The organism is Streptomyces sp. NPDC023527 (genome assembly GCF_055560115.1).
This window is the reverse complement of record NZ_JBVHJJ010000007.1, coordinates 323,468-337,729: the sequence shown is the minus strand read 5'-3', so window position 1 is coordinate 337,729 and position 14,262 is coordinate 323,468. Positions and strand designations below refer to the sequence as shown.

Below are 14,262 nucleotides of genomic sequence, written 5' to 3'. Positions count from 1 at the left end.
GTCAGACCGCTTCCGCGACGAGCCGCTCGACGGCGGCCATGGCCTCGCCGAGGGCGTCCGGGTTCTGGCCGCCGCCCTGGGCGACGTCCGGCTTGCCGCCGCCTCCGCCGCCGAGGGTCTTGGCGGCCGTACGCACCAGGTCGCCGGCCTTGAGACCGCGCTCGCGTGCGGCGTCGTTGGTGGCGATGACGGTGAGCGGACGGCTGTTGACGACGGTGAACAGCGCCACCACGGCGGCGCGGCCGCCCTGGATCCGGCCCCGTACGTCGAGGACCAGCTTGCGCAGGTCGTCGGCGCCCGTGCCGTCCGGTACCCGGCCGACGGCCAGCGCCACACCATTGACGTCCTTGGCACCCTCGGCGAGACCGGCGGCGGCCTGGAGCACCTTCTCGGCGCGGAAGCGCTCGATCTCCTTCTCGGCGTCCTTGAGCTTGGCGAGCATCCCGGAGATCTTCTCCGGCAGCTCCTCCGGGCGGCCCTTGACCAGCTCGGTGAGCTGGGCGACGACCGTGTGCTCCTTGGCCAGGAAGTTGTAGGCGTCGGCGCCGACCAGCGCCTCCACGCGGCGCACGCCGGAGCCGATCGAGGACTCGCCGAGCAGCTTGACCAGACCCAGCTGGGCGGTGTTGGCGACGTGCGTACCGCCGCACAGCTCCTTGGAGAAGTCGCCGATGGTCACCACGCGCACGCGCTCGCCGTACTTCTCGCCGAACTCGGCGATGGCGCCCTGCTTCTTGGCCTCGTCGATGCTCATGACCTCGGCGTGGACGTCGAGTTCACGGGAGAGGACCTCGTTGATCCGCTGCTCGACGTCCGTGAGGACGGTGCCGGGCACGGCGGCCGGGGAGCCGAAGTCGAAGCGGAAGCGGCCGGGCGAGTTCTCCGAGCCGGCCTGGGCGGCCGTCGGGCCCAGCGCGTCGCGCAGCGCCTGGTGGGTGAGGTGGGTGGCGCTGTGGGCGCGGGCGATGGCCCGGCGGCGGGCGACGTCGATGACGGCGTGGGCGGAGGCACCGACGGTGACCTCGCCGACCTGGACGACGCCCTTGTGGACGCTCACGCCCGGGACGGGCTTCTGCACGTCGCGGATCTCGATGACGGCGCCGTTGTCGAGCCGGATCCGACCCTGGTCGGCGAGCTGGCCGCCGCCCTCGGCGTAGAAGGGGGTGCGGTCGAGGACGACCTCGACCTCGTCGCCCTCGGTGGCGGCGGGCGAGGACACGCCGTCGACGAGCAGGCCGACGATCGTGGCCTCGTTGTCGGTGCGGGTGTAGCCGGTGAAGTCGGTCTCGCCGGCGGTGTCGGCCAGCGCGCGGTAGGCCGACAGGTCGGCGTGGCCGGTCTTCTTGGCCTTGGCGTCGGCCTTGGCGCGCTCCCGCTGCTCCTTCATCAGGCGCCGGAAGCCGTCCTCGTCCACGGACAGGCCCTGTTCGGCGGCCATCTCCAGGGTGAGGTCGATCGGGAAGCCCCAGGTGTCGTGGAGCAGGAACGCCTTGTCGCCGCCGAGGACCGTGCCGCCGGCGGCCTTGGTCTCGGTGACGGCGGTGTCGAGGATGTTGGTGCCGCCCTTGAGGGCCTTGAGGAACGCGGCCTCCTCGGCGAGGGCGACGGTCTCGATGCGCTTGCGGTCGGTGAGGAGCTCGGGGTACTGCTCGCCCATCGTCTTGAGCACGGTGTCGACCAGCTCGGCGACGACCGGGCCGGTGGCACCGAGCAGGCGCATGTTGCGGACGGCGCGGCGCATGATGCGGCGCAGGACGTAGCCGCGGCCCTCGTTGCCGGGGGTGACGCCGTCGCCGATGAGCATGACGGAGGTGCGCATGTGGTCGGCGACCACGCGCAGCGACACGTCGGTACCGTGGGCGGCGCCGTAGCGGACACCGGTCAGCTCGGTGGCCTTGTCCATGACGACGCGCAGGGTGTCGGTCTCGTACATGTTCTGCACGCCCTGCAGGATCATCGCCAGGCGCTCAAGGCCGAGACCGGTGTCGATGTTCTTGCTGGGCAGCTCGCCGAGGATCGGGAAGTCCTCCTTGCCCTCGCCGGCGCCGCGCTCGTACTGCATGAAGACCAGGTTCCAGATCTCCACGTACCGCTCGTCGTTGACGGCCGGGCCGCCCTCGACGCCGAACTCGGGGCCGCGGTCGTAGTTGATCTCGGAGCACGGGCCGCACGGGCCGGGGACGCCCATGGACCAGTAGTTGGGGCCCATGCCCAGGCGCTGGATGCGCTCGGCCGGCACGCCGATCACGTCACGCCAGATGCGCTCGGCCTCGTCGTCCTGCTCGTAGACGGTGATCCAGAGCTTCTCGGGCTCCAGGCCGTAGCCACCGTCCGCCACGGAGCTGGTGAGCAGCTCCCAGGCGTACTTGATGGCGCCTTCCTTGAAGTAGTCGCCGAAGGAGAAGTTGCCGCACATCTGGAAGAACGTGCCGTGGCGGGTGGTCTTGCCGACCTCTTCGATGTCCGGCGTACGGACGCACTTCTGCACGCTGGTGGCGCGCGGGAAGGGCGGCTTGACCTCGCCGAGGAAGTACGGCTTGAAGGGGACCATGCCCGCGGGGACCAGGAGCAGAGTCGGGTCGTCCGCGATGAGCGACGCCGAAGGGACGACGGTGTGCCCGCGCTCCTCGAAGAAGCTCAGCCAGCGGCGGCGGATTTCAGCCGACTCCATCAGTGGTCCTCATTCCGGGTGAAGTGGTAGGTGTGCTGCTGTTCGAGGGCGGCCAGCCGGCGCTGCTCGGGGAGTTCGCGGTGGTCGGGGTCGGGCGCCCCTGGTACCGCGGTGAGGCCGAGCGCGTCCTTCAGGGCCGCCTCGCGGTGCGCCATGCCGTCGCGCACGTCGAGGGCGAAGAGCTTGACCCGGCGGCCCGCGATGACCGCGCGGTCGGCGGCCTGGAGCGCGAGGCTCTCCGGGGTGAGCTTGGCGAGCTTCCGGTTGACCTTGGTGGTGGCCCAGACACCGGCTGCGACACCGGTGGTGAACCAGAAGGTTCGGCGGAACATTTCTGGGGTCAACCCTTCCGACGGGTACGACGGCTGCCGCGCCGGGCGGACGGCAGGGTCTGGTCGACGGCTCTGCCGACGAACACGGGGCCGCCGGGCGCGGGCTCCGCCTTGCGGCCGATCGCGCGGCGGACGCCGTAGCCGAACGCGGCGACCTTGACCAGCGGTCCGCCGAAGGCGGAGGAGACGGTCGAGGAGAGCGCGGAGGCGTTCGCCGTGACCTCCTGGACGTCCGCGGCGATCGAGTCGACGCGGGCGAGCTGGGTGTTGGCGGAGCGCACGGTCGCGGAGGCGTCGGCGAGGAGGGGCACGGCCTGCTCGCTGACGTCGGCCACCAGTTTGGTGGCGGCCTTCAGCGTCTGCGCGAGGCGCACGAGCACCAGGGCCATGAAGGACACGAGGATCGCCCAGAAGACGGCCACGAGGATCCCGGCCACCTCTCCACCGGACACGCTGCACCGCTCCCTGCTGCTGGTCGTCGCTTTCCCGCTGCTTGCTCCAGGGGCGTCCTCGGACGCCCGCCGGATGTCCCTGGTAGGTCCATGGAACGTCCAGTACGACCTTATCGCGCCGGGCATCGGGACCCGTACCGCATTGTCTGCGCGGGGGCGGGCCACCCCAGGCGGAGTTTACGGTGCGCGCACTCATCAGTACTCTCTGTGTGCCATGTCACCGCTCTCCGGCTCTCCGCTGTCCGGTCCCCCGCCCCACGGCGCCGCTCCCGGCCCCCGCCGGTCCGCGCCGCCCGGCAACCTGCCCGCCGAGCTCGGCCGGTTCATCGGCCGGGAGGGCGAGCTGGAGGCGCTGGCGGACCGGCTGGAGCGCGCGCGGCTGGTCACGGTCACGGGGGTCGGCGGGGTCGGCAAGTCCCGGCTGGCCGTGCGGTTCGCCGCCACGGTGCAGGATCGCTTCTTCGACGGGGTGTGGCTGGCCGAGCTGTCGGCCCTGACCGACCCCCTCCTGCTGGACCACGCGATCGCCGCCGCGCTGGAGCTGACCGATCACACGGGCTGTCCGCCGCGCGCCTGGCTGCTGGATCAGCTCGCGGACCGGCGGCTGCTGCTCGTCCTGGACGGTTGCGAACACCTCGTCGAGGACTGCGCTCCGCTGGTGCGCGACCTGCTGCGGCGGGCGCCGGGGCTGCGGATCCTGGTGGCGTCCCGGCGGCCGCTGGAGATCGCGGGCGAGCAGGTCTTCCCGCTGTCGCCGATGCCCGGACCGGAGGCCGCCGCGCTGTTCGAGGACCGCGCGGCGGCCGCCCGCCCGCGCTCCCGGCCCGGTCCGGCGGAGGCCGGCGCGGTGGCCGGGCTGTGCCGGCGGCTCGACGGCATTCCGCTGGCCCTGGAGCTGGCGGCGGCGCGGCTGGGCACGCTGTCGGTCGGCCAGGTACTGGAGCGGCTGGACGACCGGTTCCGGCTGCTGACCGGGGGCGCCCGGGGCGCGCTGCCGCGCCATCAGACGCTGCGGACGGCCATCGGCTGGAGCCATGAGCTGTGCACGCCCTCCGAGCGGCTGCTGTGGGCGCGGCTGACGGTCTTCGCGGGCCTCTTCGACCTGGAGGCGGCGGAATACGTCTGCTCGGGACCCGAACTGCCCGCCGAGGACCTGCTGGACGTCCTGAGCGAGCTGGTGACGCAGTCCGTGGTGGTGCGCGAGGACACCGCGCTGGGGCCGCGCTACCGGCTGCTGGACACCGTGCGGATGTACGGGGCCGGCTGGCTGGACGCCCTGGGCGACAGCGAGCGGATGCGGCGCCGGCACCGCGACTGGTACATGGGCCTGGCCACCTGGTGCGAGCTGGACTGGTTCGGCCCCCGGCAGAGCGAGGTGGCGGCCCGCGTCGAGGCGGAGCTGCCCAATCTCCGCCTCGCCCTGGAGTACAGCCTGGAGGCGAGCGGAGAGGCCCACATCGGCCAGTACCTGGCGGGGTCGCTGTGGTTCTGCTGGGTGGGGTGCGGCCGGCTCGCGGAGGGGCGGCACTGGCTGGACCGGGCGCTGGAGGTGCCCGCGGACAACGCGGCCACCGAGGAGACGCGGCTGAAGGCGCTGTGGGTGGCCGGCCACGTGGCGGTCCTCCAGGGCGACGCCGCCGGTGCCGTGGCGGCGCTGGAGGAGTGCCGGGAGGCCGCCGAGCGCACCGGCAACGCCCGGGCGCTGGCGTACGCCGAGCACCGCACCGGCTGTCTGGCCCTGGTCTCGGACGACATGCCGGGCGCCGAGAAGCTGCTGCGCACGGCGCTGGCCCGGTACCGCGAGCTCGGCGAGCTCAACAGCAATGTGCTGATGGGTCAGGTGGAGCTGGCAATGGCCATCGCCTTCCAGGGCGATCCGGCGGGCGCGGTGAAGCTGTGCGAGGAGGTGCGCGAGGTCTGCGAGGAGCACGGCGAGCGCTGGGCGCTGGCCTACGCGCTGTATGTGCTGGGCTTCACGGCCTGGAGCGGCGGCGATCCGGCCGCGGCCCGGACGCTGCTGGAGGAGTGTCTGACCCTCGACCGCGACTTCCATGACCTGGTGGGCGCGGTGCTGGCGATCGAGCTGCTGGCGCTGGTGACGCTGGAGGAGAGCGGCTCGGAGGACGGAGCGGTGGAGGCCGCGGTGCTCCAGGGAGCGGCGGGGCGGCTGTGGCGCTCGGTGGGGCTGCCGCTGTTCGGCTCCCGGTTCTTCAACGCCCCGCACGCGCTGTGCGAGCGCCGGCTGCGCGAGCGGCTCGGCGCCCGGCGCTACGAGGAGTGCCTGCGCGAGGGCGCCGGGCTGGACCTGGACGCGGCGACGGCGCGCGCGCTGGGCGGTGGGCCCTGGACGGCCCCCGCGGCCCTGCCGGGCGCGCGGGGGTCCGTACGCCCGTGGTCCCCGGGAACGCACGAGCCCGCCGGCTCTCCGGCCACGGGGGCCGGGGAGACGACGGGCTGAGCGAAGACGCTCCGGGAGAGCGCTACTGCCCCTGGATCAGCGGGCGTAGTACTCGACGACGAGCTGCTCGTCGCAGATCACCGGGATCTCCTTGCGGTTCGGCTCGCGGTCCAGGCGGAAGGCCAGCGCGGCCAGGTTGACCTGGAGGTAGCGCGGGGTCTCACCGTCGGGGGCGAAGCCACCGGCGCGGGCGACCTCGAAGAGGGACTTGCTGCGGCTGCGCTCGCGGACCATCACGACGTCGTCGGGACGGACGCGGAAGGACGGCTTGTCGACCTTGCCACCGTTGACCTCGATGTGGCCGTGGACGACCATCTGGCGGGCCTGGTAGATGGTGCGGGCGATGCCCGAACGCAGGACCAGCGCGTCGAGGCGGCGCTCGAGCTCGACGACCAGCGCCTCGCCCGTCTTGCCCTCGGCCTTCTTGGCACGGTCGTAGGCGCGGGCCATCTGGCGCTCGCTGATGTCGTACTGGGCGCGCAGACGCTGCTTCTCGAGCAGACGGACCTTGTAGTCCGAGTTCTGCTTGCGGCCGCGGCCGTGCTCACCCGGCGGGTAGGGGCGGGCCTCGAAGTACTTGACAGCCTTCGGGGTCAGCGCGATACCGAGCGCACGGGACTTCTTGACCTTGGGACGCGACTGGTTAGGCACGTTCTCCAGACCTCCGTTGTAGGTTAGGTTAGGCTCACCTTACTCAAGGAGATCGCATGTCTCGCCCTGGGAAAACCACGCGCGTCACAGACAACACAGACGAGAATGTCGACGCAGCTCAAGGCATCGACTCGACGGAGGTCCGATCAGCTCATGGTCTGCCGCGTCCCAGCGGGCTAGAAATCGCGCGGATGCCGTCAGCAGCCGAGCGCACACGAACTCTCGTACAGAGTACATGCTCCGCGGTACTGCTCATTCCAGGGCTGAGCGTCACCCCGTGCGCGCGACCCGACCTGCTGACGCCCGAGGCGCGCAGCGTGGGGCCCGACGGCGAGATCTTCCTCGTCTTCCCCGCCGACTCCCCGGCCGTGCGCGCCGCCACGCACGCGCAGGACGACGAGCTGGCGGCCGTGCTGGAGCTCACCGATGTGGCGCCGGTCGCCGTGCCCAACCGTATCCGGGGCCGCGCCTGGGTCTCCGGCTGGCTGACGTGCGCGCCCGGGGTGACCGACCCGGGCCGGATGATGCTGCGGCTGGAGGTCGGCGAGACCAGTGTCGACGACCTGTGGGGCGCGGAGAGCTTCGACGCGGAGGACTTCGCCCGCGCCGAGCCCGACCCGCTCGTCGCGCACGAGGCGGAGCTGCTCCAGCACCTGCACTCCGCCCACGGCGATCAGGTGCGCGGCCTGGGGACGCTGCTGGGCGAGCGCGGGCTGTACGACGAGCGCGACCGGGCGGTGCCGCTGTCCCTGGACCGCTTCGGGCTGCGCGTGCGCTTCACGCGGGGGCACGGCGCGGGGACCGTGGCCGACCGCTCCTTCGACGCCCGCTTCGAATTCCCCGAGCCGGTGCGGGACATCGTCCAGCTGCGCCGGGCGATGCACACGCTGTTCGAAGCGGCGCTGGGCTGACCGGCTCCCGCTCCCGGGCTCCATCTCCCGCGGCGACCGCTGGGAGATGCTCCCAGGCGGGCGGAAAATCAAGCCGTCCGGCGATTGAGGACACCGCGCGGAGAAGGGCCGAGGCCCGCCCCGGAGTCAGTCCCCTGACGGAGGCTGCTCGCCGCGCAGGCGACCCCGCACCCGCTCCGCCACATCCGCGTACCGTGCCTCCGCGCCGTACCGCGTGGGTTCGTAATAGCGCTTGCCGTGAATCGCGTCCGGCGCGTACTGCTGCGCGGCGATCCCGCCCGGCACGTCATGGGGATACACATATCCCTGCGCGTGGCCGAGCTTCGCGGCGCCCTTGTAGTGACCGTCGCGCAGGTGCGGGGGCACAGGGCCGGCGAGGCCCGCGCGGACGTCCGCGAGAGCCGCGTCGATCGCGAGGTAGGCGGCGTTGGACTTGGGCGCGAGCGCGAGCGCCACGGCGACCTGACCCAGCACGATCCGGGCCTCGGGGAAGCCGATCAGCGCCACGGCCTGGGCGCCGGCGACCGCCGTCTGCAGGGCGGTGGGGTCGGCCAGGCCGACGTCCTCGCTGGCCGAGATCATCAGCCGGCGGGCGATGAACCTCGGGTCCTCACCCGCCTCGATCATGCGGGCGAGGTAGTGCAGCGTGGCGTCGACGTCCGAGCCGCGGATGGACTTGATGAGCGCGCTGGCGACGTCGTAGTGCTGGTCGCCGTCGCGGTCGTACTTCACCGCCGCCCGGTCGACGGCCTCCTCCAGCGTCTCCAGGGTGATCTCGCCCTCGCCCTTGGAGATGGCCGACCCGGCCCCCGCCTCCAGGGCCGTCAGCGCGCGCCGCGCGTCGCCGCCGGCGATGCGCAGCAGATGGCCCTCGGCGTCCTCGGGCAGGGTGACGGCCTCGCCCAGGCCGCGCTCGTCGGTCAGGGCGCGGCGCAGCAGGGCGCGCAGGTCGTCGTCGGTGAGGGCCTGGAGGGTCAGCAGCAGGGAGCGCGACAGCAGCGGGGAGATGATCGAGAAGTAGGGGTTCTCCGTGGTGGCCGCGATGAGGGTGACCCAGCGGTTCTCGACGGCGGGCAGCAGGGAGTCCTGCTGGGCCTTGCTGAAGCGGTGGATCTCGTCGAGGAAGAGGACGGTCTCCTTGCCGTAGCCGCCGGAGGCGCGGCGGGCGCCGTCGATGACGGCCCGCACCTCCTTGACGCCCGCGGTGATCGCGGAAAGCTCCACGAAGCGCTTGTTGGTGGCCTGGCTGACGACATAGGCGAGCGTCGTCTTGCCGATGCCGGGCGGACCCCAGAGGATCACCGAGGAGGGCCCGGCGGGGCCGCCGCTGCCCTCCCCCACCAGGCGCCGCAGCGGGCTGCCGGGCTTGAGGAGATGGCCCTGGCCGACGACTTCGTCGAGGGTGCGCGGGCGCATCCGGACGGCCAGCGGACTGCTCGCCGGGTCTTTCTCCTGGCGGTCCTCTGCGGCTGCGGTGAACAGATCGGGTTCCACGTTCGAAACCCTATGCCCTCCTACTGACAACGCCGCCGGACCGAGAGGTCCGACGGCGTCGAGAGGAGCAGAGGGCGATCAGGAGGAGCCGGTCCAGAAGTCCCACCACTTGGTGAGGATCAGCATCCCGATGACGCCGATCCACAGCACCGGGACCACCCAGTGGAACTCCAGCACCGCGCGGCGCGGCCCGTCCGGCAGTGGGATGAAGCCGTGCCGGATGTTCTGCACGGTCACGTAGCAGAACATGACGATGGTGGCGACCCAGGCGAGGCAGCACCACAGGCACAGCGAGCCGATGACGTACAGCGACTGGTACTGGAGCCAGGTGACGAAGCCGACGCCGAAGAGCGTGCCGGCCTCCATGCCCAGCCAGTACCAGCGGGGGTAGCGGGCGCCGGAGAGCAGCGCGAGCCCGATCGCGATGATCGCGCCGTAGCAGACCAGGCCCAGCATGGGATTGGGGAAGCCGAAGGCGTGCGCCTGCTCGCTCTTCATGATGTTCCCGCAGGACACGATGGGGTTCAGGCTGCAGCCCGGCACGAAGTTCGGGTCTTCGAGCAGCTTGAACTTGTCGAGCGTGATGACCCAGGACGCCAGCAGCCCCATGGCACCGGTGATGACGAGCAGCAGGGCGAACGCGCGCCCGCCGCCCACCGCTCCCGTCGCGGGCCCGTCCCGCTCCGCGCCGTCGGTGTCCGAACGGTCAAGTGCCGAAGTGGTCATAGCGCCGTTGATCCCATCAGTCGGTCGTTGCCGCCCATTCTGCACCACGGCCCCGACAATCAGCCCTGCCGAGCCAGGAGTTCACTCACGACGGTGTCGACGGCCACGGCCGTCTGTTCGCCGCTCTCCAGGTCCTTGAGCTGCACCAGGCCCTCGGCCAGGTCCCGCTCGCCCGCGACGAGCGCGAAGCGGGCGCCCGAGCGATTGGCCGATTTCATGGCGTTCTTCAGGCCCTTGCCGCCGAACGCGAAGTCGGTGGCGACGCCCGCCCGGCGCAGCTCGGTCACCAGACCGAAGAGCACCCGCCGGGCCTCCTCGCCCAGCGGCACGGCGAAGACCTGGGTGGCGGCCGGCAGGTCGAGCTCGATGCCCTCGGCCTTGAGCGCCAGGACCGTGCGGTCGACGCCGAGCGCCCAGCCGACGGACGGCAGCGCGGGGCCGCCGATCATCTCGGACAGGCCGTCGTAGCGGCCGCCGCCGCCCACCGCGGACTGCGAGCCGAGGCCGTCGTGGACGAACTCGAAGGTGGTGCGGGTGTAGTAGTCCAGGCCGCGCACGAGCTTCTCGTCGTCCTCGAAGGCGACGCCGGCGGCGGTCAGGAGCGCGCGCACCTGCTCGTGGTACTCCTTGCACGCCTCGCACAGGTGGTCGCGGAGCATGGGCGCGCCGACGAGCTGCTTCTGAACGTCGTCGCGCTTGTCGTCCAGGACGCGCAGCGGGTTGATCTCGATGCGGCGCCGGGTGTCGTCGTCGAGGTCGAGGCCGCGCAGGAAGTCCTGGAGGACGTCCCGGTAGGCGGGGCGGCACTCCTTGTCGCCCAGCGAGTTCAACAGCAGGCGGAAGTTCCTCAGGCCCAGCGACTTGTAGGCGTCGACGGCCAGGATGATCAGCTCGGCGTCCAGCGCGGGGTCCTCGGCGCCGATCGCCTCGGCGCCGACCTGCGAGAAGTGGCGGTAGCGGCCGGCCTGCGGGCGCTCGTAGCGGTAGTACGAGCCGGAGTACCAGAGCTTGACCGGGAGGTTGCCGGCCTTGTGCAGGTTGGCCTCAAGCGCCGCGCGCAGCACGGAGGCGGTGCCCTCGGGGCGCAGCGCGAGCTGTTCCTTGCCGCGCTGGGTGAGGGTGTACATCTCCTTGGTCACGATGTCGGTGGACTCGCCGACACCGCGGGAGAACAGCTCGACCTGCTCGAAGCCGGGGGTCTCGATGTAGCCGTACCCGGAGCGCTTGAGCGGCGCGGCGATGGCCTCGCGCACCGCGAGAAAGACGGCCGAGTCGGGCGGGGTCAGATCGTAGGTGCCCTTGGGGGCCTTGAAGGTGCTCACGGAAAAATCGTCACATTCCTCGTCGCGGAGCGGCGGTAGGACCGCTTCCGAGGCCGCGTTGCGCGTCGTCGGCTGTTGCTTCCAGGTCCCGCAGATACGGGTTGGTGGCGCGCTCGCGGCCGATGCTGGTCTGGGGGCCGTGGCCGGAGAGCACCACGGTCGAGTCGTCCAGGGGCAGGCACACGCGTGCCAGCGACTGGAGCATCTCGGCGTGGTCACCGCCGGGCAGGTCGGTGCGTCCGATGGAGCCGGCGAACAACAGGTCGCCCGAGAAGAACACCGACGGGATGTCGGAGGTCGCGGGCATCCGGAAGGTCACCGACCCCTTGGTATGGCCGGGCGCGTGCGCGACGGTGAACTCCATCCCGGCCAGGTCCAGCCGGGAGCCGTCGGTCAGCTCCTTGACGTCGTCGGGCTCCCCCACGGTCAGCTCGCCCATGAGCCGCGCGCCGATGGAACGGCCCAGGGCCTTCTCCGGGTCGCTCATCATGTAGCGGTCGGCGGGGTGGATCCAGGCGGGGACGTCGTGGGCGCCGCACACCGGGACGACCGAGGCGACGTGGTCGATGTGCCCGTGGGTGAGGACGACGGCGACGGGCTTGAGCCGATGCTTCTTGAGTGCTTCCTCGACGCCCTGGGCGGCCTGGTGGCCCGGGTCGATGATCACGCACTCCTCGCCTGCGGCCGGGGCGACCAGATAGCAATTGGTCCCCCAGGCCCCGGCGGGGAACCCGGCAATGAGCACGTTCGTCCTTAAAGATCGACCAGCGGAAATTCCAGCAGCGGATCGGCGAGGGCCCCGGCGGGGATCTCGGCCGGTTACAGAGCCTACCGGCGGCACTCCCGCCGCCGCGAACCCGTATACGGTACGGGCACACGCGCAACACAAGGCTCACGACCTGGACGAGACGGCACGAGGAGACGACCCGGTGGCCAGTAACGAGCAGCGGCGGCGGCAGCTCGCCCGGGAGAAGTTCGAGCGGCAGCAGGAGCGCAGGGAGGCGGCCCGGCGCAAGGCGCGCCGCCGGAACGCGGTGATCGCCGCCGGTCTCGCGGTGGTGCTGGCCGCGGGCGCGACCGCCTTCGCCACGGGCGCTCTGTCGGGTGACGACGGCAAGTCCACCAAGGACACGGCCGACGCCGCCGCGCCGACGCCCAGCAAGGGCCCGGACCCGTGCGCCAAGCCCGCCCCGGGCGCGCCGGCCACGAAGACGTGGAAGTCGGAGCCGGAGATGAGCATCGACGAGTCCGGCTCGTACGCGATGAAGCTCGACACCACGTGCGGCGCCATCGACCTGAAGCTGGACGCGGCCAAGGCCCCGCACACGGTCAACTCCTTCAACTTCCTGGCCGGCCAGGGCTATTTCGACCACACCCGGTGCCACCGCCTGACGAAGTCGCCGGCGGGCATCTCCGTGCTCCAGTGCGGCGACCCCAAGGGCACCGGCGCGGGCGACCCCGGCTACACCCTCAAGGACGAGAACCTCAAGGATCCCGCCCTGAAGGGCGGCGTGTATCCGGCCGGCACGGTCGCGATGGCCAACCGGGGTCCGGACACCGGCGGCAGCCAGTTCTTCCTCGTCTACGAGGACAGCCAGTTGCCGGCGAACTACACGCCCTTCGGGAAGGTCGGCGCCGAAGGTATGAAGGTACTCAAGAAGATCGCCGCGGCGGGCGAGCAGTCGGGTGCGGGCGACGGCGCCCCGAACGCCACCGTCGTGATCAACAAGGCGGCGGTGACGAAGTCCTGACGGTCCGCCGGTGGCTTCCGACCGGCTTCTCCATGCCCGTTCAGCGAAATTCCGGTCGCGCGGGATACGGACAGCCGGGTCGCCGGTCGCCTATGTTGGCGTTGTGTAGGGTGCCTGCTCCGGCGGCTGCAACGCACCCGGTCGACACTCAATCGATCAAGCCGTCGGACCGGTCAGGGCGCGGCCCTGCCGGAACAACTGTGGACGATGCCCGAGGGGCCGCGCACCGGCCCCGGCATCATGTGGAGGAGGCGCTGTGAGCAGCGACCCATGGGGCCGCGTCGATGAGACGGGGACTGTGTACGTGCGTACCGCCGAGGGCGAGAAGGTCGTCGGATCGTGGCAGGCGGGCTCTCCCGAGGAGGCCCTCGCTTACTTCGAGCGCAAGTACGAGGGCCTGGTCGTCGAGATCGGCCTCCTCGAACGCCGGGTCAGGACCACCGACCTTTCGGCCAAGGACGCGATGACCGCGATCGACCACCTGCGCACGCAGGTCGACGAGCACCACGCGGTCGGCGATCTGGAGGCGCTGCGGGCACGGCTCGACAAGCTCGTCTCCACGGTCGAGACCCGCCGCGAGGAGCGCAAGGCCGCCAAGGCCAAGCAGTCCGACGAGGCTCGTACGGCCAAGGAGGCGCTGGTCGCCGAGGCCGAGGAGCTGGCGGCGAGCGAGCAGTGGCGCTCGGCCGGTGAGCGGCTGCGCGCCCTGGTCGACACGTGGAAGGGCCTGCCCCGGCTGGACCGCAAGGCGGACGACGAGCTGTGGCACCGCTTCTCGCACGCCCGCTCGGCGTTCTCCAAGCGCCGCAAGGCGCACTTCGCGTCGCTGGACGCGCAGCGCGAGGACGCCCGTAAGGCCAAGGAGCGGCTGGTCGCCGAGGCCGAGTCGCTCTCCGGGTCCACGGACTGGGGGCCGACGGCCGCGCGCTACCGCGAGCTGATGTCCGAGTGGAAGGCCGTGGGCCGGGCCCAGCGCGAGGCGGAGGACGACCTGTGGACCCGCTTCCGCGGCGCCCAGGACGTCTTCTTCCAGGCGCGCGGCGAGGTGTTCGCCGAGCGCGACGCCGAGCAGCAGGTCAACCTCACGCGCAAGGAGGAGCTGGCCGTCGAGGCGGAGAAGCTGCTCCCCGTCACGGACCTGAAGGCGGCGCGGGCCGCGTTCCGTTCGATCAACGAGCGCTGGGAGGCCGTCGGCCATGTGCCGCGGGACGCCCGCCCGAAGATCGAGGGCCGGATGCACGCCGTCGAGCGCGCCATCCAGGAGGCCGAGGAGACCGAGTGGCGGCGTACGAACCCGGAGGCGCGGGCCCGTGCGGCCGGCCTGACCGGGCAGCTCCAGGCGGCCGTGGACAAGCTCCAGGAGCAGGCGGACAAGGCGCGTGCCGCGGGCAATGACGCCAAGGCCGACAAGCTCACGAAGGAGCTGGAGGGCCGCAAGGCCCTGCTGGACCAGGCCCTGAAGGGTCTTGAGGAGTTCGGCGGCTGACACCCCGG

The 14,262-nt window shown here is 71.7% G+C and carries 12 protein-coding genes; 4 read left to right on the top strand and 8 right to left on the bottom strand.

The window, feature by feature from the left end:
• Window position 1: 1 nt before the first annotated feature.
• Genes alaS through ACZ303_RS16900 form a run of 3 tightly spaced genes read right to left on the bottom strand, consistent with a single transcriptional unit; the run spans window position 2 to window position 3,440 of the window.
• On the bottom strand, window positions 2-2,671 hold the full coding sequence (gene alaS / locus ACZ303_RS16910) for an alanine--tRNA ligase (protein WP_467339555.1): 2,670 nt from the start codon (window positions 2,669-2,671) through the stop codon (window positions 2-4).
• Window positions 2,671-3,003 carry a DUF6167 family protein gene (locus ACZ303_RS16905; RefSeq protein ID WP_467339553.1) on the bottom strand — a complete coding sequence of 111 codons (333 nt, stop codon included), beginning with the start codon at window positions 3,001-3,003 and terminating at the stop codon, window positions 2,671-2,673. The genes alaS and ACZ303_RS16905 overlap by 1 nt, the downstream gene beginning before the upstream one ends.
• Before the next feature lie 8 nt (window positions 3,004-3,011).
• Entirely contained in the window at window positions 3,012-3,440 is a 429-nt protein-coding gene (locus ACZ303_RS16900) for a DUF948 domain-containing protein (RefSeq protein WP_467339659.1), read from the bottom strand.
• Between the two features lie 229 nt (window positions 3,441-3,669).
• Here ACZ303_RS16900 and ACZ303_RS16895 point away from each other — a divergent pair, with 229 nt between their 5' ends.
• Complete coding sequence (locus ACZ303_RS16895; protein ID WP_467339551.1) at window positions 3,670-5,913, top strand: ATP-binding protein; 2,244 nt, start codon at window positions 3,670-3,672, stop codon at window positions 5,911-5,913.
• Between the two features lie 36 nt (window positions 5,914-5,949).
• Here ACZ303_RS16895 and rpsD read toward each other — a convergent pair whose 3' ends face one another.
• The gene (rpsD, locus tag ACZ303_RS16890; protein WP_467339549.1) at window positions 5,950-6,564 is read right to left on the bottom strand and encodes a 30S ribosomal protein S4; all 615 of its coding nucleotides are present in this window, start codon (window positions 6,562-6,564) and stop codon (window positions 5,950-5,952) included.
• Between the two features lie 191 nt (window positions 6,565-6,755).
• On the opposite strand from rpsD, the gene ACZ303_RS16885 reads away from it, so the two are divergent.
• A complete protein-coding gene (locus tag ACZ303_RS16885; protein ID WP_467339547.1) occupies window positions 6,756-7,475 on the top strand; it encodes a DUF2470 domain-containing protein in 720 nt (239 codons plus the stop codon).
• A 126-nt stretch (window positions 7,476-7,601) separates the two neighbouring features.
• On the opposite strand, the gene ACZ303_RS16880 is transcribed toward ACZ303_RS16885, so the two are convergent.
• The 4 genes from ACZ303_RS16880 to ACZ303_RS16865 form a co-directional block, all read right to left on the bottom strand.
• On the bottom strand, window positions 7,602-8,969 hold the full coding sequence (locus ACZ303_RS16880; protein WP_467339545.1) for a replication-associated recombination protein A: 1,368 nt from the start codon (window positions 8,967-8,969) through the stop codon (window positions 7,602-7,604).
• A gap of 78 nt (window positions 8,970-9,047) precedes the next feature.
• On the bottom strand, window positions 9,048-9,695 hold the full coding sequence (locus tag ACZ303_RS16875) for a vitamin K epoxide reductase family protein (RefSeq protein WP_467339543.1): 648 nt from the start codon (window positions 9,693-9,695) through the stop codon (window positions 9,048-9,050).
• 59 nt (window positions 9,696-9,754) lie between these two features.
• Window positions 9,755-11,017 (bottom strand): histidine--tRNA ligase, encoded by a 1,263-nt coding sequence (gene hisS / locus ACZ303_RS16870; RefSeq protein WP_467339541.1) that lies wholly within the window; start codon window positions 11,015-11,017, stop codon window positions 9,755-9,757.
• 10 nt (window positions 11,018-11,027) lie between these two features.
• Entirely contained in the window at window positions 11,028-11,762 is a 735-nt protein-coding gene (locus ACZ303_RS16865) for an MBL fold metallo-hydrolase (RefSeq protein ID WP_467339539.1), read from the bottom strand.
• Window positions 11,763-11,946: 184 nt separating this feature from the next.
• Here ACZ303_RS16865 and ACZ303_RS16860 point away from each other — a divergent pair, with 184 nt between their 5' ends.
• Together ACZ303_RS16860 and ACZ303_RS16855 are read left to right on the top strand one after the other, a co-directional pair.
• Complete coding sequence (locus tag ACZ303_RS16860; RefSeq protein WP_467339537.1) at window positions 11,947-12,768, top strand: peptidylprolyl isomerase; 822 nt, start codon at window positions 11,947-11,949, stop codon at window positions 12,766-12,768.
• Window positions 12,769-13,024: 256 nt separating this feature from the next.
• On the top strand, window positions 13,025-14,254 hold the full coding sequence (locus ACZ303_RS16855; protein ID WP_467339535.1) for a DUF349 domain-containing protein: 1,230 nt from the start codon (window positions 13,025-13,027) through the stop codon (window positions 14,252-14,254).
• Window positions 14,255-14,262: the final 8 nt, after the last annotated feature.

What these genes read in the sequence shown, in the direction of transcription:
- ACZ303_RS16905 (WP_467339553.1), bottom strand. Translation starts at nt 3,003, where the DNA reads ATGTTCCGCCGAACCTTCTGGTTCACCACCGGTGTCGCAGCCGGTGTC.
- ACZ303_RS16885 (WP_467339547.1), top strand. Translation starts at nt 6,756, where the DNA reads ATGCCGTCAGCAGCCGAGCGCACACGAACTCTCGTACAGAGTACATGC.
- ACZ303_RS16895 (WP_467339551.1), top strand. Translation starts at nt 3,670, where the DNA reads ATGTCACCGCTCTCCGGCTCTCCGCTGTCCGGTCCCCCGCCCCACGGC.
- alaS (WP_467339555.1), bottom strand. Translation starts at nt 2,671, where the DNA reads ATGGAGTCGGCTGAAATCCGCCGCCGCTGGCTGAGCTTCTTCGAGGAG.
- ACZ303_RS16875 (WP_467339543.1), bottom strand. Translation starts at nt 9,695, where the DNA reads ATGACCACTTCGGCACTTGACCGTTCGGACACCGACGGCGCGGAGCGG.